This window comes from Novosphingobium mississippiense (assembly GCF_044029535.1).
Taxonomy (GTDB): domain Bacteria; phylum Pseudomonadota; class Alphaproteobacteria; order Sphingomonadales; family Sphingomonadaceae; genus Novosphingobium.
The window spans coordinates 428,961-446,811 of sequence record NZ_CP147001.1 but is presented as its reverse complement, the minus strand read 5'-3'; the positions used below and the strand labels follow the sequence as shown (position 1 = coordinate 446,811).

Genomic DNA, 17,851 nt, shown 5'->3' with positions numbered 1-17,851 from the left:
TGAAGGCCAAACGGCACATTCACAGACGGGGATACGGGCGTGGCGGCACCAGACTTTTCATTGCTATCGAAGCGGCGTTTTGCGCCGATGTTCTGCGTCCAGTTCCTGGGCGCGTTCAACGACAACCTGCTGAAGTACGCGATGCTGCTGCTGGCCAACTACGGCCTGCTGCGCGATGCGCCGGACAAGGCGGGGATGCTGTCGGTCGTGGCGACAGGGCTGTTCACGCTGCCCTATTTCCTGTTCTCCGCCCTCGCCGGCCAGATTGCCGACCGGATCGACAAGGCCAAGCTGGTCCGCTGGATCAAGCTGGCTGAAGTGGGGATCATGGGCCTCGCCCTTGTCGGCTTTGCGTGGGAATCGATCCCGGTCCTGCTCGGCAGCCTGTTCCTGATGGGCCTGCATTCCACCGTGTTCGGCCCGGTGAAATACTCGATCCTGCCGCAGCACCTTGGCGAACATGAAGTCATGGGCGCCACCGGCCTGATCGAAGCGGGCACGTTCCTTGCCATCCTGGGCGGCCAGTTGCTGGCCGGACAGGTCGTTCCGTGGGAGGCCGGACTGGTCGCCATGGGCCTTGCGGTGCTGGGCTGGCTGGCCGCGCAAGCAGTCCCCGCCGCCCCGCCCAGCCGCGATGGGCACCCGATCGACTGGAATATCGCGCGCGGCACATGGGCCGTGCTGGTCGCCGCCCATCGCGGGCGCGGCGTCTGGCTCGCCGTGCTGGGCATCAGCTGGTTCTTCACGGCCGGCGCGATCTTGCTGACCGAGTTCGTCCCGCTCGTCTCCGACACGCTTCAGGCGCGCAAGGAAGTGGCGACGCTGTTCCTGGTCGTCTTCTCGGTGGTTATCGCGCTCGGCTCGATGACGGTGAATCGGCTGCTGAAGGGCGAAGTTTCCGCCCGCTACGTGCCGGTCAGCGCCCTGATGCTGGCCATCGGCCTGATCGACCTCTGGCTGTCGACGCGCTTCTTCGTACCCACGGTGATCGACGCCACGGTGCCGCAGTTCGTGGCCCACCCGCAATCGTGGAAGATCTTCGCCGACCTCGTGATCATCGCGTTCTCGGGCGGGATGTTCATCGTGCCGCTCTACGCGATCCTCCAGATCCACTCCGCACCCGAAGAACGCTCGCAAGTGATCGCCGCCAACAACATCCTGAACGCGGGCATGACCGTGCTCGCCGTCGGCGTGGTGGCGGTGCTGCTGGCCAGCGGCGTGAGCGTGCCCGGCGTGATCGGCGTATTGGGCTTCGCGACGCTGGTGGTGGCGGTGATCTCGATCTGGCTGCTGCCCGAAACGCTGTTCAAGGCGGTGATCCGCGCCGTGCTGCGCATGCTCTACCGGGTCGAGATCAACGGCATCGAAAACATGCCCAAGCCCGGCGAACCGGCCGTCGTCGTCGTCAACCACCTGTCCTATCTGGACGGTGTGCTGCTGGGCGCGTTCCTGCCCGGCAAACCGACTTTCGCGGTCCACACCGCGATCGCCCAAAGCTGGTGGATCCAGCCCTTCCTCAAGCTGTTCCGTGCCTTCCCCGTCGATCCCACCAATCCGATGGCGGCCAAGGCGATGGTCCGTGCCGTCAAGGAAGGCCGTACCTTGGTGATCTTCCCCGAAGGCCGCATCACCGTAACCGGCGCGCTGATGAAAGTGTTCGACGGCCCCGGCATGGTGGCCGACAAGGCCGACGCGCCGATCGTGCCCGTCCGCCTTGACGGGCCGCAGTACACGCCCTTCTCCCACCTCAAGGGCAAGGTGCGCCAGCGCTGGTTCCCCAAGGTGACGATCGACGTGCTGCCCGCGCGCCGCTTCAGCATTGAGGGCGAGATGACCGCCCGCCAGCGCCGCGCCATCGCCGGCCGCCGTCTCTATGACGAGATGAGCCGGATGATCTTCGACACCAGCCATACGAACAGCACGCTGTTCGCCGCGCTTTGCGAAGCGCGCGCGGTCCACGGCGGCAAGACCAAGGTGGTGGAGGATATCAAGCGCACACCGCTCGCCTACAACCGCCTGATCCTGGGCGCCGAACTGCTGGGCGAACGGCTTGCCTATCGCACCCGCCCCGGCGAAGCGGTGGGCCTGCTGCTGCCGAACGTCAGCGGCGTCGCCCTCGCCTTCTTCGCGCTTCAGGCCGAGGGCCGCGTGCCGGCCATGCTGAACTTCACGGTGGGTCAGGCCAGCCTCGTTTCCGCCTGCGCCACTGCGAAGATCGAAACCGTCGTCACCGCCCGCGCCTTCGTCGAACAGGGCAAGCTGGAACCCGTGATCGCCGCGCTGGAGGCGGACGGGCGCACGGTACTCTACCTCGAAGACCTGGCAGCAGAGATCGGCACGGGCGCGAAACTCTGGCACATGCTGACCGGCCGCCTGGCCGCCAGCCGCCATGCCCGCCGCAAGGTCTCACCCGAAGCGCCCGCAGTGATCCTGTTCACCTCCGGATCGGAAGGCGCGCCCAAGGGCGTGGTGCTCAGCCACCGCAACCTCCTGTCCAACTGCGCACAACTGGCCGCGCGGATCGACTTCAACCCCGCCGACGTGGTGCTGAACGCGCTGCCGGTGTTCCACTCGTTCGGATTGACCGGCGGCACCCTGCTGCCGCTGCTGAACGGCATCCGCACGGTGTTCTACCCCAGCCCGCTGCACTACCGCATCGTGCCCGCGCTCGCCTACGACGCCAATGCCACGATCCTGTTCGGTACCGACACTTTCCTTTCCGGCTATGCCCGCATGGCGCACAGCTACGACTTCTACTCGCTGCGCTACATCTTCGCGGGCGCGGAGAAGGTGCGTGAGGAAACCCGCCGTACGTATGCCGACAAGTTCGGCCTGCGCATCCTCGAAGGCTATGGCGCCACCGAATGCGCGCCGGTGATCGCGGTGAACACGCCGATGCACTTCAAGGCGGGCACGGTCGGCCGCATGTTGCCGGCGATGGAAGCGCGGCTTGAGGACGTGCCCGGCATTACCGAGGGCGGCCGCCTCTACGTGCGCGGGCCGAACGTCATGGCCGGCTACCTGCTGGCGAGCGCGCCCGGCGTGCTCCAGCCGCCCGTCGAGGGCTGGCACGACACCGGCGATATCGTCACCATCGACGACATCGGCTTCGTCACCATTCGCGGCCGGGCCAAGCGTTTTGCCAAGATTGCGGGCGAAATGGTGTCTCTGCCGGCGGTGGAAGGCTATGCCGCCAAGGTCTGGCCCGATGCGGAAAGCGCCGTGGTCACCCGGCCGGACGCCAAGAAGGGCGAGCAACTGGTGCTCTACACCACCGCCAAGGGCGCCGATCACAAGGCGCTTCAGGAATGGGGCCGTGCCAACGGCATTGCCGAACTGATGATCCCGCGCGAGATCCGCGTGCTGGACGCCCTGCCTGTGCTGGGTACCGGCAAGCTGGACTATGTGACGCTGAACGAGATGGCAAAGGCGTGAATCTCGGTCGCCTCAACCGCCGGGTCGACGAAGCATGGCATCCGCAACAACAACCTCGTCGCGCCCGCGAAGGCGGGGGCCCCGCTCTTCTTGGCGACGTTGCAGAAGGAAGCGGGATCCCCGCCTGCGCGGGGATGACGGGATTTGATGCGGGAGGATGTGGTGGCAGCGGATGGCCTGGAACGGCTGACGGTTGCCGCACCACCGCCGCCGGTTTAAAGGGCGGGGCATGAGCCTCCCCCCGATCCTCGTCGTCACCACTGGCGGCACTTTCGACAAGCAGTACTTCGACGCCCTCAGCGAATACCAGATCGCCGAAAGCGTGATCGAAAAGCTGCTGAAGACCTCGCGCGTCGCCCATCCGTTTCGCGTGGTGGAACTGTTGCGCAAGGACAGCCTGGAACTCACGGATGCCGATCGCGCCCTGATCCGCGCCACTATCGCCGCCGCGCCCGAGAGCCACGTCGTCGTCACCCATGGCACCGACACCATGACCGAGACTGCCAAGGCGCTGGACGGGCTGGAAGGCAAGACCGTGGTGCTGACCGGCGCCCTCGCGCCTGCACGCTTTGCGGAGAGCGATGCCACCTTCAACCTGGGCATGGCCTTCGCCTGCTGCCAGGCCGCCCAGCCGGGCGTGTGGATCACGATGAGCGGATCGGTGTTCAACGGCCTGAAAGTCCGCAAGGATCGCGAAGCGGGCAAGTTCGTCGAAATCTGATTTTTCCGTGCCGGGGCAACACCCCGGCATCACGCGGAACAGTCGCCGGAAAGTGCAAAAAGCATCCGAAGTCGCGCCCGCAGGCCGACATTGGCTGGATATCGATCAATCCTAGGGGGTTCGACGGAACGCCCCCTTGGTAAGCCGCAAACGCCCCTTGGCCCAAGTATGACGCAGGAGGTTCGCCACCCGCGTCACTGAATGAACGCGAAACGACCCTCCCGGTCGCCCTGCCGGACCCTTCCCATTCCGGGGATGAGGCCTGCTTCTGTACTGGGAGGTTGCGTGTCGATCGTAGTCGATGGCCTTGTCGAAGTTCATGCGGCGCTGCAGCACGCGCCGACCGGCGCCGTGGTGGTGGACCGCGCCGGCGTCATTTCGTGGGCCAACCCCGCTTTCGCCTCGATCGTGGGGGAAGCCGATCCGGCGGCATTGCGGCTCTCCCTCGTCACGCTGTGGATGGAGCAGGAGGACGGCGAGGCTCTGCTCCAGATGCTGCAGTCCCACTTCGCCACCTCGGCCGAGGCACGGCTGCCATGGACCCGCCCGACGACCTTCACGCGGATCGACGGCGCGGAACAGCCGGGCGAGATCACGCTGGCCCCCTGTGCCGGCGCATTCGACCAGTTCGCGATCCTGCACGTGCGCAACATGATCCGCCTTGCCACGGCGGAGAAACGCTTTTCCCAGATCTTCGAGAACCTGCCGCTGGGGCTGATCGTGATCGACAGCCGCCAGCGCATCGTCCAGCTCAACCAGGCGCTGGCCGACCTGTTCGGCTATGCGCGGGAGGAACTGGTAGGCAGTTCGCTCGATACGCTGTTGCCGCCGCGCTATCGCACGGAACATCATCACCATGTCGACGGCTATACCCACTCGCCCGTCGCGCGTTCGATGGGGCTGGGGCGCGACCTGACTGGGCTGCACCGATTGGGCCGCGAGATCCCGGTGGAAGTGGCGCTGACGCGGTTGGAGACGATGGCGCAGCCGCTCTACATGGCGATCGTCACCGACATCACCGTGCGCAAGCGCGGGCAGGAAGCCCTGCAGCAGACCAACGCGCAGCTGGAAGAATTCACTTACGTCGCCAGCCACGACTTGCGCTCTCCCCTGCGCGGGATTGCCGATCTTATCTCCTGGATTCGCGAGGATCTGGGCGACGACACCATGACGCCGGAGGTCCGGCACAATTTCGACCGCATCGCCCTGCGCATCGATCGTGCGGAGCAGATGATCGACGACCTGCTCCGCTATGCCCGCGCCGGCAACCGCGATCTGGAGACGGAGATCGTCACCCCCTGCGATCTGGTGGAAGAGGCGCTGAGCCTGGCGCTGGTGCCGGACACCTTCACGGTGGACGTGGATATCGCGGAAGGCGGCAGCTCGTTCCGTGCCCCCCGCGCCCCGTTGGCGACTTCGCTGCGCAACCTGATCGGCAATGCGGTGAAGCACCACGGCGGCGCCGAAGGCAAAATCCGCATCGGCGTGCGCGAGAACGGGCGCTACACCGTGTTCACGGTGGACGATGACGGGCCGGGCATCTCGAAAGGGAACGAGGAACGCATCTTCAAGCTGTTCCACCGCGCCTCGCCCGGCACCAGCGGCGAGGGACTGGGCCTGGCCTTCACCCGCCGGATGATCAACGCCCACGGCGGCATGATCACGGTACGCTCCCCCGGCGATCTGGGCGGCGCCTGCTTCGAAATCCATTGGCCGCGCGTCCTTCTGAAGGAGATGGACGATGATTGATGCCGGGCCGGCCGCGCAGGCCCTGCAGGACATGCACTGCACCGTACTGGTGGTCGATGACGACGACGTCGCGCTGGAAGGCGTGCTGCGCAGCTTCGCCCGCTGTCGGGTGCCCTGCCCGCAAATCACCGCCGGTGACGGGGCGGAGGCGCTGCTGATCCTGCGCGGCCGCCATCCGTCGAAACACGTCGAGACCCCGGTGATCGTCCTGCTGGACCTCAACATGCCTAACATGGATGGTTTCCAGTTCCTTCACGCACTGCGTTCCGATCCCGATCTGGCGCGCACCGTGGTCTTCATCCTCACCACCAGCGCGCGCGATCAGGACCGGGCGCGCGCCTATGACGAACATGTCGCCGGATACATGGTGAAATCCGCGGTCGGCCCGCAGTTTTCTCAGCTTGCCGAATTCATTTCCCGATACGCCTGCACCCAGAACCTCCCCTGACGAGAGGCCCTATTGTCATGACTTACCAACCTTCCTCATCCTCACTGCCCATTCCGCCCCAGAACGTGCCGATCGAAGGACAATTGCGCATGGAATACCTGCACAACGGCACGAACGACATCCAGGCGCTGGTGATCGATGACGACGATGTGGACCGCGAACGCCTGATCCGCATGCTGGAACGCTGCCCGCGTCGCATCAACGTGATGGAGGCCGCGTCGCAGGCCGAAGCCTTGCAACTGATCCGCCTGGCCGAACCGCAGTTCGACATCGTGTTCCTGGACTTCGGCCTGGGCGACGGTGACGGGCGCGATCTGGTGCCGACGATCCGCGCCGAAGTCGATCCCGATTGCCCGATCGTCGCCGTCACCGGCAATTCGGACGAACAGGTTGCCGCCGATTCCATCAAGTCCGGCATGACCGAGTTCCTGACCAAGCGCGCGCTTTCGCCCGAACGCGTCGCCGCCTCGGTCGAGGAAGGCATCGCCTGGCGCAAGTATCGGCAGGACTTGCGCCGCGCGGAGGAGGAACTGACGCACCGCAGCCTCCACGATCCGCTGACCGACCTGCCCAACCGCACGCTGCTGTTCGACCGGCTGGGCCAGTCCTGCGCCCGCGCCCGCCGCACCGGCGACAGCTTCGCGGTGATGATGATCGACCTCGATCGCTTCAAGGAGATCAACGACAGCTTCGGCCATGCCGTGGGCGATGTCGTCCTCACCACCGTCGCCCGCCGCCTGCGCGGCCACTTGCGCGAGGTGGACACCGTGGCACGCCTGGGCGGCGACGAGTTCGCGCTGCTGCTGCAGGACGTGGACGACGAGGAGAACGCCGCCGCGCTGGCCGCCAAGCTGGTGCGCCTGATCGAACAGCCGATCGTCCACGAAAGTCGCGTCATGCATGTCGGCGCCTCGCTGGGGATCGCGCTCTGTCCGCAGCGCGGCTTCTCGCCCGCCGGCCTGCTCTCGGCAGCGGACGACGCCATGTACGAGGCCAAGCGCGGCCTGGCCAAACTGGCCACCTGGCAGGAAGGCATGCCTTCCCATCCGGCGGTCGATCCCAAGATCATGCTGGAAGAACTGGAAGCCGCCATCGCGCACGACACGCTGCAATGGCACTGGCAACCCAAGGTGGACATGCGCGACGGCCGCGTGCTCGGGTTCGAGGCGCTGGTCCGCTGGAACCACCCGCGCATCGGCAATATCCCCGCCGACCAGCTGATCCGCGCGGTGGAGCACAGCCCTCTGCTGGAAACCTTCACGCACCAGTGCATCGACAAGGTGCTGGAACAGTTCGCCCAGATTCAGGACAAGGTCGACGGCGCGTCGATCTCGATCAACCTGTCCGCGCGGATGCTGGAACGCCCCAGCTTCGTCGACGATCTGGTCGACATGGTGAACTGCCATCGCATCGACCCCAAGCGGGTGACGCTGGAACTGACCGAGACGGCGCTGATCACCAACCCCTCGCAAGCCCGCCGCGTGGTGGAAAGCCTGCGCGACAACGGCATCGCCCTCGCCATCGACGACTTCGGTGCCGGCTTCACATCGTTCGGCTACTTGCGGGATTTCGCGATCAGCGAGATCAAGATCGACCGCTCGTTCATCCAGCGCTTCACCGAAAGCCGCTTCGACCAGTCGCTGGTCAACAGCCTGGTGGTGCTCTGCGACAGCCTGGGCATCCCCCTCGTCGCCGAGGGCGTGGAGAACGAGGAAATCCGCAACCTGCTGGTCTCGCTCGGCTGCCACAACGGCCAAGGCTACGGCATCTGCCGCCCGATGCCGTACGAGGACGTGCTGGACTGGATGGAAGGCTGGCAGGAAAACACGCCGATCCGCCAATTGAACGCATGATCGGCTGAGAATGCCGGCGCCCGGCTCATCGTGAGCCGGGCGCCGGCGGCACTCAACTATCGCAACGATATTCGGACAGAGTCTTCAGGATCTGCCCATTGGCGTCGACCACGCCGATGCCGATGCCTGCCACCTTGCCCGTCGCCTTGGGCGGGTTCCGCTCCAAATCCGCCATGAATGCGGCAAGGCCGGGATTGGTCTCGTTCGCCAGCAATGTCAGATGCGGTTCGAACTGCATGAAGACATTGGGAGAGCCATAGCGCTCGAACGCCGGAAGCTTCGCCGGATACTCCCGCATCCATGCAGGCGGCGTGACGTCGTGCGCGCGAAATGGCTCCGCCGCCAGGGTGATCTCGTCCGCCAGCCTTTGCAGGGCAGCGCTGCGTACGACGCTCAGGAACACCCAGTTGGAGGCCGTGCGCTCCGAACCCTCGATGGCCAGAGGGAAGGATTTGCAGCCCTCCGCAACTTTGGCGACCGCCGCCTTCAGTTGCGGCTCCGCGCTGGCGGGATATCGGGTCAGATACAGCGTGACATGGGCGGCCTGGCCCTGCGCAAAGAATGTCGACATGCCGCGCTTGCCAAGATCGCGACTGGCTTGCGCCACCGCGTCCACGATCGGCTGCGAAGGGATGGCATAGATGTCGATGCTCACGGTGTCCTCGGCCTGGGCAGGCACGGCGACCGTCATGATCGCGGTAAGCGCGGGGATGAAATAGCGACGCATGAAGAGCCTGTTTCCAACAATCGAATCGAGGGGGACGGCCATACTTAGGTCGTGAGCGCGTAATCGGCACCCTCTCTCCGCATCGGCGGCGAATGCGCAGGTCCCCGCAAAACCCGCCCCGGTGATACTTGCCGGCCAGAGCCTATCGCTTCTGGACCCGCCGCCCGACCTTCGCGATCTTCCTGCCCGAATTGTCTGAAGACCAACGGTCCTGAAGACGAACGGGCCCAAAGACGGCGTGGAGAGGAGCACATCATGAGCGACGAAACGGCAGCGGCGATCAGCGCCGTCAGACGCGATTGGGTGACCGAGCATCGCGACATGTATCTCGGTTCCGGCGGCGTGCAGGGCCATATCATGGACATCACCCCGGTCGGCGGGCGCAAGTTCGCGACGCATTGCCTGGTCAAGTACATCGGCCGCAAGAGCGGCAAGGTCTTCATTACCCCGCTCTGCTACGCCGATATCGGCGGCGAAGTGGTGATCTGCGGATCCAAGGGCGGCGCCGATACCCACCCGCAATGGTATCTCAACATCGTTGCCACGCCGGAGATCGAATTCCAGATCGCCACCCAGGCCTTCCGCGGCACCTGGCGCGAACCCGAAGGCGCAGAGCGCCAGAAGGTGTGGGACTTCTTCATCGACTGCCACCCCTTCTATGCCGACTACCAGAAGTCGACCGACCGGGTGCTGCCGCTGGTCATGCTGAAGGCGGACACCGAGATTCCCGTGTTCAAGTCCGACGAAGCCACCGGCATCCGCACGACCTGACCTTTCGCCCTTTCAAGAACCGACGGCGGCCCGTGCACCAGAGCGGCCACCGCGTGAGGACAGATACCCAATGAACGCCACCGCTACCGCCCAGACGCTCGACTGTTCGGACATCGACCAGTACCTCGGCAAGGTCATGGACTTCTCGCCCCTGCGCGAGCCGATCGCCGCCAACGATATCCGGCGCTGGGTCCATGCCATGCATTATCCGAACCTCGTCCATTTCGATCCGGACTTTGCCGCGGCCAGCCGCTGGGGCGGCCTTGTCGCCCCGCAGAGCTTCCCGATCGCCACCGATGACGGCCACGGCGCCGCGCCGGCCTGCGTCGGCTGCATTCCCAATTCGCACCTGCTGTTCGCGGGCGACGAGTGGTGGTTCCACGATACCCGGATCAAGGCCGGCGACGTGATCACCAATACGCGCATTCCCTTCGACTATGCCGTCAAGGAAACCGGCTTCGGCCCCACCTGTTTCCAGCGGGGCGACAACAACTACACCAACCAGAATGGCGAGAAGATCGCCACGCAGCGCTCCACCGCCCTGCGCTACAACGCCCACGCCGGCGGCGCGGCGGTCAATCCGGACGATTTCGCCGATCCCGAATGGTCGGACGAGGCAGTGGCCGACATCGAGGCGCGCGTCTTCGCCTGGGTGCAGATGCTGCACGACCTTGGCCACAAGGAACGCTGGTGGGATGACGTGCAGGTGGGCGACCAGCTGCCCGAACGCGTGTTCGGCCCACACTCGCTGGCCAGCTTCGCCACCGAATGGCGCGCCTATATCGTCAATACCTGGGGCACGATGAACTTGCGCAAGAACGATCTGGAAGCGCTGGGCTTCACGCGTGAGATGGCGGGGTATGAAAACGATCCGGACATGATGAAGGTGAACCCCTTCCTCACCGACGGCGCCTACTACGGCCCCTCACGCGGTCACCTGTTCCCCAAGTATGCCCGCCGCATCGGCATGCCGCGCGGCTATGGCTACGGCGCGTCGATGGGTTCGTGGGTGACCGACTACCTCTCGGGCTGGGTGGGCGAGCATGGCATGCTGGTCCATTCCGTCTCCAACTATCGCGGCCCGGCGCTGACCGGCGACGTGACGATCCAGACCGCCGAAGTGGTGGACAAATCGGTCGATGCCGAAGGGCGCCACCTCGTCCACGTGAAGCACCTGATGACCAACCAGCGCGGCGTGAAGATGTGCCTCGGCACCGCCGAAATCGCGCTCCCCAAAAAACCGGGGCCCAAGAAGGCGGGTTAAAACTGCAGGGCACCGCCTGAAGACACCGTATCCACGCGCCCGGCGATCCAGATCGATCCGTCGGCCGCGTGGGTGCAGTGAACCAGCCCGTCCGCGCCCACCTTGCGACCTTGCGCCGCGACGTAGCTGCCCTTGGCCAGCCCCGCCCCGAACAGGTATTGCGCCACCGCCGCGTTCAGGCTGCCGGTCACCGGATCCTCGCACATGCGGCCCTGCGGATCGGCGAAGAAGGCGCGCACCTCGAACTGGGCGGGGCCGCCCGGCGCACAAGGCCCCAACAGCGCTACGTCGGTGCCCTTGGGCGCCTTGGCCACCGGTTCGGCAGCCAGCACGGCCTCCGCGCTGGCCAGGTGAAGCAACTTCCAGCCCGGCCCGTTTGCGGCATGAACGGCGGCGATCACCGTTGCGGGATCCGCGCCGGTCAGCCGGATCGTCTCCGCCAGTTCGGCCTCTTCCAATGGCCCTTCTCGCAGCAGGGGCGGCGCGCGGAAGGCCAGCATGCCGTCCTGCTGGCGCACCTCCACCAACCCGATCCCGCATTCCTGCATGATCCTGCCCGGCACTTTCGGCACGCCGCCCGCCGCCAGCCAGGCATGGGCGGTTCCAAGCGTCGGGTGTCCGGCGAAGGGCAACTCGCCCGCCGGATAGAAGATGCGCACACGGTAATCCGCATCGGGATCGGTCGGCGGCAGCAGGAAGGTGGTTTCCGAAAAGCCCAGCCAGCGCGTCAGCGCCTGCATCTCCCCGGTATCCAGTCCGCCGCCCCCGCGCACGACCGCCAACGGGTTGCCGCGCAGCCCCGCTCCGGCAAAGACATCGACCAGATCCAGCAGCATTGACGTCATCATCGCAAGCCCTTCGTTTCGTCGCCCGTATGGCTCGGTTCATCTCTCACCGCGCGGCAGGCGGTGGCCATTAATCCAGAGTTCCGCAGCCTTAGTCCATCAGGGCCGTTACCGTCCTAAGATACAGATTTCCAACAAGGACAGAATTCATGAAGAAGCTTCTGCTCGCGCTGTCCATGGCGAGCGCGATCCTCCCGATGGCCCCCGCTTCGGCCGACCCGTATCGCGGCCCCCAGCATGGCGGCCCCTCCTACGGCGCGTCGCAGCATCGCCCGCCGCAGCGTGACTATCGCTACGATTCGCGCGGCCGCTATCGCAACCCGCCGCGCGTCAGCCGCAACGACCATGTCTGGCGCGGCCGTGACGGGCGCTACTATTGCAAGCGTGACAACGGCACCACCGGCCTGATCATCGGCGCCGGCGTGGGCGCGCTGGCCGGCCACGAGATCGCCGGCAGCGGAGACCAGACGCTGGGCGCGATCATCGGCGGCGTCGCCGGTGGCCTGCTGGGCCGCGAAGTCGATCGCGGCGATCTGAAGTGCTATTGATCTGAAACCCGGCCCGCGATCGACACGCGGGCCGCGCCTTCTGACCGGCCCTTGTCCTAGGGCCCGCCCTTAGTCGTTCCATCTCATCATCTTAGTCTATCGGCGGTAAACCCGCCCCTATCGCGGGCCTGCCATCCAGGCGAACCGCCCGTGTCAGGAGACTGCGGCCTGCCGCCCCGACGCCCGGCGGCAGAGGCGGGCCGCCGATGGGATGGACCGAACATGAGCGCCACTTCCGCCGCCAAGAACGCCGCGAACACCGCAACGCCGCGCGTCAACATCGCGCCGCTGGACGAGGCGAACTATCGGCATTTCCCCAAGCTCTGCGCCGCCATGCGCAAGCACGCCCGCAAGGCGCTGGCCAAGCTCTACACCCGCATCGAGGCCACGCCCGAACTCTCGCGCCTGCTGCCCACCAGCGCTGTGCGCGAACGTGCATCCAACGCGCAATACGAACACTGGATCAAGCTGTTCTCGAACCGTTTCGACGGCGAGGCCCGCGCCCGCAGCGAGAAGATCGGCGAAATCCACGCCCGCGTCGGCCTGACGCCGGACTACTACGTCTCCTCCTATGCAATGGTGCTGGAGGAAGTCATCACCGCGATGATGACCGGCCGCCTTATCACCCCCCTTTCCAGCCGCGCCGCCGGCCACGCCATCGCCACGCTGGTCAAGGCCTCCATGCAGGACATGCAGATCGCCCTGAACACCTACTTCGTGCACGAGGCGCTGGACCGCGACCGCGCGCTGGGCACGATGAGCGATGCGATGGAGCAAGTCGCCCACGGCAACCTCCAGGCCGAACTGGGCGGCCTGCCACCGGCGTTCGAAAAGCTCGCGATAGACTTCCACGAGATGCGCCGCCGCATTGGCGCGCTGGTGCTGGACATCACCGATTCCTCCGAAAGCGTGAAAGTCAGCGCGCAGGAGATCAGCGCCGCCGCTAACGATCTGGCCTTCCGCACGGAAAGCCAGGCCGCCACCATCGCCCGCGTTGCCGAGGGTATTCGCGAGGTGACGGGCGCCATCGGCACCACGGCCGACAATGCCGGGCAGGTCAACGCCAGCGTTTCCGAAGTGGCGCACCACGCGCGCCATGGCGGCACCGTGATGGAATCGGCCGTCGTCGCCATGGACAAGATCAAAACCAGCTCCGCCGAAATCGCCAGCATCATCGACGTGATCGAGGCGATCGCCTTCCAGACCAACCTGCTGGCGCTCAACGCCGGGGTAGAGGCCGCACGCGCGGGCGAAGCCGGCAAGGGCTTCGCGGTCGTCGCCACGGAAGTGCGCGCGCTGGCCCATCGCACCACGGAATCGGCCAACAACATCAAGAACCTGATCACCAAATCGACGCAGGACGTGCATGAGGGCGTCGATCTCGTCGCCCAGACCCGCGCGGCATTGGAAGAGATCATCACCAGGTTGGCGGATACCACCGCGCGCGCGGAAGACATCTCGCGCTATTCGGCCACGCAGGCGGAAACCATGCGCGGCCTGAGCGGGGAAATCCAGCAGCTGGACACCAATACCCAGCAGAACGCGGCGATGGTCGAACAGTCCAACGCCGCCGCCCGCGCGCTGACCGAACAGGCCGGCGCGATGAGTTCGACCGTGGGCAAGTTCAAGTTCGAACGCCGCCCGGGTTCGCATGAGCATGGCTACACACGCAGCGGCGAGCGCGAAGTGCGGCGCGCGGTCGGCTACTGAGAGGTCGTAGTGGGACGACCGTCCGCGACGCGGCGTCTATAGGCGCTCAGAGTCGTCGTTCCGCATCCGCCCACATTGTGAAAGCCCACCCCCTCCTGCAAGCGGGAGGGGCGCGAGACTTACCAAGCGCAGCGCAGTTAGCCGCAGCGGGATGAGCAAGCGCACGTCCGTTTCCCAGCAAATCCCGCTCAGGCTGACCTATCCAAGCGCCGGGCGACTTAGAGCAGTTGATCGCGCCTTCCTTCGCCGGAGGCATTCACCTCGGCATCAATGCCGATGGCCAGCCGATCCGTACCAGCAGGCCATCGGGTCCGTTGATCCCCACTTCGTAGAGCCCCCATTCGCGGTGCCTCAGCACGCCGCCGGGCCGGATAATCAGATCATCCACGCGCGCGGCGATGGCGTCCACTTCGGGGGTGCGGATGAAGAGGCCGAACGGGTTGTGCTCCGCTGGAACGCGCCAGGGGCCGGTGCCGGCCTGCGTCAAATGAACCTCGCAGCCCCACCCCGTCATGATCACATAATGCGGATCACCGCCGGTGCGCGCGAAGCCCAGGCGTTCCCAGAATGGAATGGCCCCGGGCAGGTCGTTGCATGGAACGATGGCGAATGCGCCGATGGACGGATCTTCGGACATCCTTCCTCCTTCAACCGTTATGGCCCGATTCCGGCCTGCGCATACGGCACCGGAAACGGCCCCTGCGCAAAGCCGAGTCTACCCCGGTAACTTTACCCAATAGCAAGGGGCATTCACCGACGCGGAGGCACATTCCATCGCTTAGGCGCGAGATTTCAGCCTCATTCATCGTGCGTTGAAGTGCCGGCAGCAAAGAGGGGGGCAAGTCGCAATAGAGATGAAATCAGGAGGAAATATCTTGCGTAAAGCCCTGTTCGCCGCTGCCATCGCCACCGTTGCCGTTCCCGTCGGCATGAGCGTTGCAGAGACCGCAGAGGCGCACGGCCGTGGCCGTGGCCCGGAATACCATCACACCAACAACGGCATCCGCTACTGGCGCGGCAATGACGGTCGTTACCGCTGCAAGAAGTCGAACGGCACCACCGGTCTGCTAATCGGCGGCGTAGCCGGCGCGCTGGTCGGCCGTGCGATCGACACCCGTGGCGATCGCGCCACCGGCACGATCCTGGGCGCCGGCGCCGGCGCGCTGCTGGGTCGCTCGATCGACCGCAACAACAGCACCCCGCGCTGCCGCTGATCCACCACGGATCCGGCCGCAAGGCCGTTTGCACGAGTTTACAGGACAGGGGGCGCACCGGCACAGGCCGGGGCGCCCCTTTTCCTTTCCGGCCCGACGCTTCCGCAATTCGGATGCAGGGCCGAAGACGGGAACTGAAATATCCTGAAATTCGCCCCCCACATGAAACCGCCATTGCCATGTGCCATGGCGACTGTCCTCCAGCCTCCCGCCCTCGACCGGACTTCCGGAACGAGCGGCCTGAACCGCATCGTCGCGTCCGCTTTCGGGGTCCGGCTCGTCAGCGACGTGCATGAACGACTGCCCCGTCTGGGTGTGCGCCCCTGGCTTGATGCCAAACGGCGCGAGCGGCTGCACCGCATCCGCGCAAGCGGCCTTCTTTTCATCCACGTTCCGAAGAATGCCGGCACATCGATCAGCGATCGCCTGTACGGCGCGCAGACCAAGCACGCCTCTGCCATCTACTATGCCCGTACGGCGCCGGACCTGCTGGCACTGCCCAGCTTTGCGATCGTGCGCGATCCGATCGAGCGCTTCGTTTCCGCCTATCGCTATGCCCGTTCCGGCGGGACGCGCCATCGCAGGATTTCGCAACCGTTCGCGGAACGTTACGCCGGCTTTCGCGGCATCGACGATGCCATCGATCACCTGGCATCCGCGCGCAGCGCCTTCGACATCGATCACGTGTTCCGCCCGCAGGCCTGGTATCTGCTCGATGCCCGGGGGCAACCGGCGATCGACCGGCTCCTCCCCTACGAGCGCCTGAACGAGATCGGACGCGTGCTGGGCCGCGCGGACCTTGCCGATCTGCCGCAGTTCAACCGTTGCGATACGCCCTGCGAACTTCCGGGCCGGGCGCAGCTGGAATTCCTGCGCCGCTTCTACGCGCGTGACTTCGAATTGCGCGAACGGGCGCTGGCAAACCGCACTGCATTGCCTGTCTGATCCGGGCGGGCTGGCCTATGGCCCGGCCCTCTATCGCTCCGCCTGCGGTATCGCCCGCTGCTCCGCCTCGGTCATCGTGCGGTGGCCATAGCTGAGCACCTGCGTGGCATGCCAACCGTCCTGACGGCGCGCCCAGACGATCACGAATTTGGCGATCCCCTCGCACTGTCCGGAAGCGCGGTCGCAGAAATAGTGCTCCCCCTCCTCGATCGCGCCGTAATCCTTGATCGGATAGACATGCAGGCTGGCCGGCAGCAGTTCGCGGCGGACCTTGCCGCAGATGTACTTGCGGGTGTTGTCGACCACCGTCTTGCGATCGAAGGTCGCGCCGCCGGTGTCGTGGAAGAAAGCGACATCGGGATCGAAATAGCGGGCAAAGGTATCGAGGTCGCAGGCGTTGTACGCGGTGAAGACCTTGTCATCGATCGCGGCGATCTCTGCCGTCAGTGGATCGGCGGAGGCCGGCGCGGAAGTCGGCCCGGAAGAAGAGGCGGCTGCCGCAAGAAGCGCGAAAAGGATCATGGCGCGCAGCCTATGCCCCCTCGGCAAAAAATCAATGGACGGGAAATCAAGGTATTGCCCGGTGGATAGGGGCCTTTCCTAAGCCGACGGACTATGCTCCTATGCGCGCGATGTTCGGATGCAATTCCCCCCTCCCATCCCACTCGGAAAGCGATTGGAACCGATGCCTGTCGGCCTCGGTCGGGAAGGCCGGCGGATTTTTCCCTGAACCGTGTCAACTGTGTCAACCAGCCGGCGACGGAGCGGCCCGGGCGTGAGCGCAAAGCCGGCAATGCTCGTCACCGGCGGCGCCAAGCGGATCGGCGCGGCCATCGCCCGCGCTTATGGCGCAGCGGGTTGGCACGTGGTGATCCACTACGGCCAATCGCGCGAACAGGCAGAGGCGCTGGCCGCCGAACTGCCCAGCGCCGAAATCGTCAGCTGCGAACTGGACGACTGGGACGCCCCGGTCGCCATGGTCGAAGACCTCGCCGCACGGCTGCCTGACTGGCGGGTGCTGGTGAACTGCGCGGGCATGTTCGACCTCGACACCGCGCAGGATCTTGCACCGGCAACGTTCGAAAAGGCGATGCGCGTGAATGCGGGCACCCCGGCCAGGCTGGCACAGGCGTTCCTTGCCCGTTCACGCAGCCCGCACGGGCGACGGGTGATCCACGTGACCGACCAGAAGCTGCTCAATCCCAATCCCGACTTCTTCTCCTACACGATGAGCAAGCACGCGCTGGCCGCGACAGTGCCGATGCTCTCGATGGCACGCCCGCGTGAGGAGGATCGGATCTATGCGCTGGCGCCCGGCGCGATCCTGGCCAGCCACGACCAGACCGAGGCGGAAACCGAAGTTTCGCACCGGCTGAACCTGCTCCGACGCAAGACCACGCCCGTCGACGTGGCCGACGCCGCACTGTTCCTCGGGCATGGCTGGCTGGCGAGCGGAGAGACGCTTTTCGTTGATTCAGGCCAGCACCTGCTCGCGCAGCCGCGCGATGTGCTGTTCCTTGCCCGGCAGTAGGAGAAAAGCTGCCGGATTTCTCGCCTTCGCTTGCGACATTCGCACGTGAAAACTTCTTGTTCCGGGCCCAAGCGCCCTTCACAAACGGCT

Annotated in this window: 16 protein-coding genes; 12 read left to right on the top strand and 4 right to left on the bottom strand. The window is 65.6% G+C overall.

Annotated elements, in window-relative coordinates; all coding sequences use genetic code 11:
* Nucleotides 1-39: 39 nt before the first annotated feature.
* The 5 genes from WBP06_RS02095 to WBP06_RS02075 all read left to right on the top strand — a co-directional run bounded on the left by WBP06_RS02095 (nt 40) and on the right by WBP06_RS02075 (nt 8,206).
* Entirely contained in the window at nt 40-3,435 is a 3,396-nt protein-coding gene (locus WBP06_RS02095; RefSeq protein ID WP_395331392.1) for an acyl-[ACP]--phospholipid O-acyltransferase, read from the top strand.
* A gap of 229 nt (nt 3,436-3,664) precedes the next feature.
* Nucleotides 3,665-4,156, top strand: coding sequence for an asparaginase domain-containing protein (locus WBP06_RS02090; protein WP_395331390.1), 492 nt, complete (start codon nt 3,665-3,667; stop codon nt 4,154-4,156).
* Between the two features lie 285 nt (nt 4,157-4,441).
* Nucleotides 4,442-5,905, top strand: coding sequence for a PAS domain S-box protein (locus WBP06_RS02085; RefSeq protein ID WP_395331388.1), 1,464 nt, complete (start codon nt 4,442-4,444; stop codon nt 5,903-5,905).
* On the top strand, nt 5,898-6,353 hold the full coding sequence (locus WBP06_RS02080) for a response regulator (protein ID WP_395331386.1): 456 nt from the start codon (nt 5,898-5,900) through the stop codon (nt 6,351-6,353). The genes WBP06_RS02085 and WBP06_RS02080 overlap by 8 nt, the downstream gene beginning before the upstream one ends.
* A gap of 17 nt (nt 6,354-6,370) precedes the next feature.
* Nucleotides 6,371-8,206 carry a putative bifunctional diguanylate cyclase/phosphodiesterase gene (locus WBP06_RS02075; RefSeq protein ID WP_395331384.1) on the top strand — a complete coding sequence of 612 codons (1,836 nt, stop codon included), beginning with the start codon at nt 6,371-6,373 and terminating at the stop codon, nt 8,204-8,206.
* Nucleotides 8,207-8,258: 52 nt separating this feature from the next.
* On the opposite strand, the gene WBP06_RS02070 is transcribed toward WBP06_RS02075, so the two are convergent.
* The gene (locus WBP06_RS02070; RefSeq protein ID WP_395331382.1) at nt 8,259-8,933 is read right to left on the bottom strand and encodes a 2'-5' RNA ligase family protein; all 675 of its coding nucleotides are present in this window, start codon (nt 8,931-8,933) and stop codon (nt 8,259-8,261) included.
* 255 nt (nt 8,934-9,188) lie between these two features.
* Here WBP06_RS02070 and WBP06_RS02065 point away from each other — a divergent pair, with 255 nt between their 5' ends.
* Together WBP06_RS02065 and WBP06_RS02060 are read left to right on the top strand one after the other, a co-directional pair.
* Nucleotides 9,189-9,704: a nitroreductase/quinone reductase family protein gene (locus tag WBP06_RS02065; protein WP_395331380.1), complete on the top strand. Its 516-nt coding sequence runs from the start codon at nt 9,189-9,191 to the stop codon at nt 9,702-9,704.
* Nucleotides 9,705-9,774: 70 nt separating this feature from the next.
* Nucleotides 9,775-10,968 carry a MaoC family dehydratase N-terminal domain-containing protein gene (locus WBP06_RS02060; RefSeq protein WP_395331378.1) on the top strand — a complete coding sequence of 398 codons (1,194 nt, stop codon included), beginning with the start codon at nt 9,775-9,777 and terminating at the stop codon, nt 10,966-10,968.
* Here the strand turns inward: WBP06_RS02060 and WBP06_RS02055 are convergent.
* Nucleotides 10,965-11,804, bottom strand: coding sequence for a PhzF family phenazine biosynthesis protein (locus tag WBP06_RS02055; protein ID WP_395333992.1), 840 nt, complete (start codon nt 11,802-11,804; stop codon nt 10,965-10,967). The genes WBP06_RS02060 and WBP06_RS02055 overlap by 4 nt on opposite strands.
* A 158-nt stretch (nt 11,805-11,962) precedes the next feature.
* On the opposite strand from WBP06_RS02055, the gene WBP06_RS02050 reads away from it, so the two are divergent.
* Nucleotides 11,963-12,361, top strand: a complete 399-nt coding sequence (locus tag WBP06_RS02050) for a glycine zipper 2TM domain-containing protein (protein ID WP_395331376.1) — start codon at nt 11,963-11,965, stop codon at nt 12,359-12,361.
* A gap of 222 nt (nt 12,362-12,583) precedes the next feature.
* Nucleotides 12,584-14,071, top strand: a complete 1,488-nt coding sequence (locus tag WBP06_RS02045; protein ID WP_395331374.1) for a methyl-accepting chemotaxis protein — start codon at nt 12,584-12,586, stop codon at nt 14,069-14,071.
* Between the two features lie 256 nt (nt 14,072-14,327).
* Here the strand turns inward: WBP06_RS02045 and WBP06_RS02040 are convergent, their stop codons facing one another.
* A complete protein-coding gene (locus tag WBP06_RS02040; RefSeq protein ID WP_395331372.1) occupies nt 14,328-14,708 on the bottom strand; it encodes a VOC family protein in 381 nt (126 codons plus the stop codon).
* A 238-nt stretch (nt 14,709-14,946) separates the two neighbouring features.
* Here WBP06_RS02040 and WBP06_RS02035 point away from each other — a divergent pair, with 238 nt between their 5' ends.
* Both WBP06_RS02035 and WBP06_RS02030 read left to right on the top strand, forming a co-directional pair.
* The gene (locus WBP06_RS02035) at nt 14,947-15,285 is read left to right on the top strand and encodes a glycine zipper 2TM domain-containing protein (RefSeq protein WP_395331370.1); all 339 of its coding nucleotides are present in this window, start codon (nt 14,947-14,949) and stop codon (nt 15,283-15,285) included.
* Between the two features lie 186 nt (nt 15,286-15,471).
* Nucleotides 15,472-16,230 carry a sulfotransferase family 2 domain-containing protein gene (locus WBP06_RS02030; protein ID WP_395331368.1) on the top strand — a complete coding sequence of 253 codons (759 nt, stop codon included), beginning with the start codon at nt 15,472-15,474 and terminating at the stop codon, nt 16,228-16,230.
* A 30-nt stretch (nt 16,231-16,260) separates the two neighbouring features.
* Here WBP06_RS02030 and WBP06_RS02025 read toward each other — a convergent pair whose 3' ends face one another.
* The gene (locus WBP06_RS02025; protein WP_395331366.1) at nt 16,261-16,752 is read right to left on the bottom strand and encodes a nuclear transport factor 2 family protein; all 492 of its coding nucleotides are present in this window, start codon (nt 16,750-16,752) and stop codon (nt 16,261-16,263) included.
* Nucleotides 16,753-17,023: 271 nt separating this feature from the next.
* Between WBP06_RS02025 and WBP06_RS02020 the strand changes: the two genes are divergently transcribed.
* Nucleotides 17,024-17,761 (top strand): SDR family oxidoreductase, encoded by a 738-nt coding sequence (locus WBP06_RS02020; protein WP_395333990.1) that lies wholly within the window; start codon nt 17,024-17,026, stop codon nt 17,759-17,761.
* The last annotated feature ends 90 nt before the right edge of the window (nt 17,762-17,851 follow it).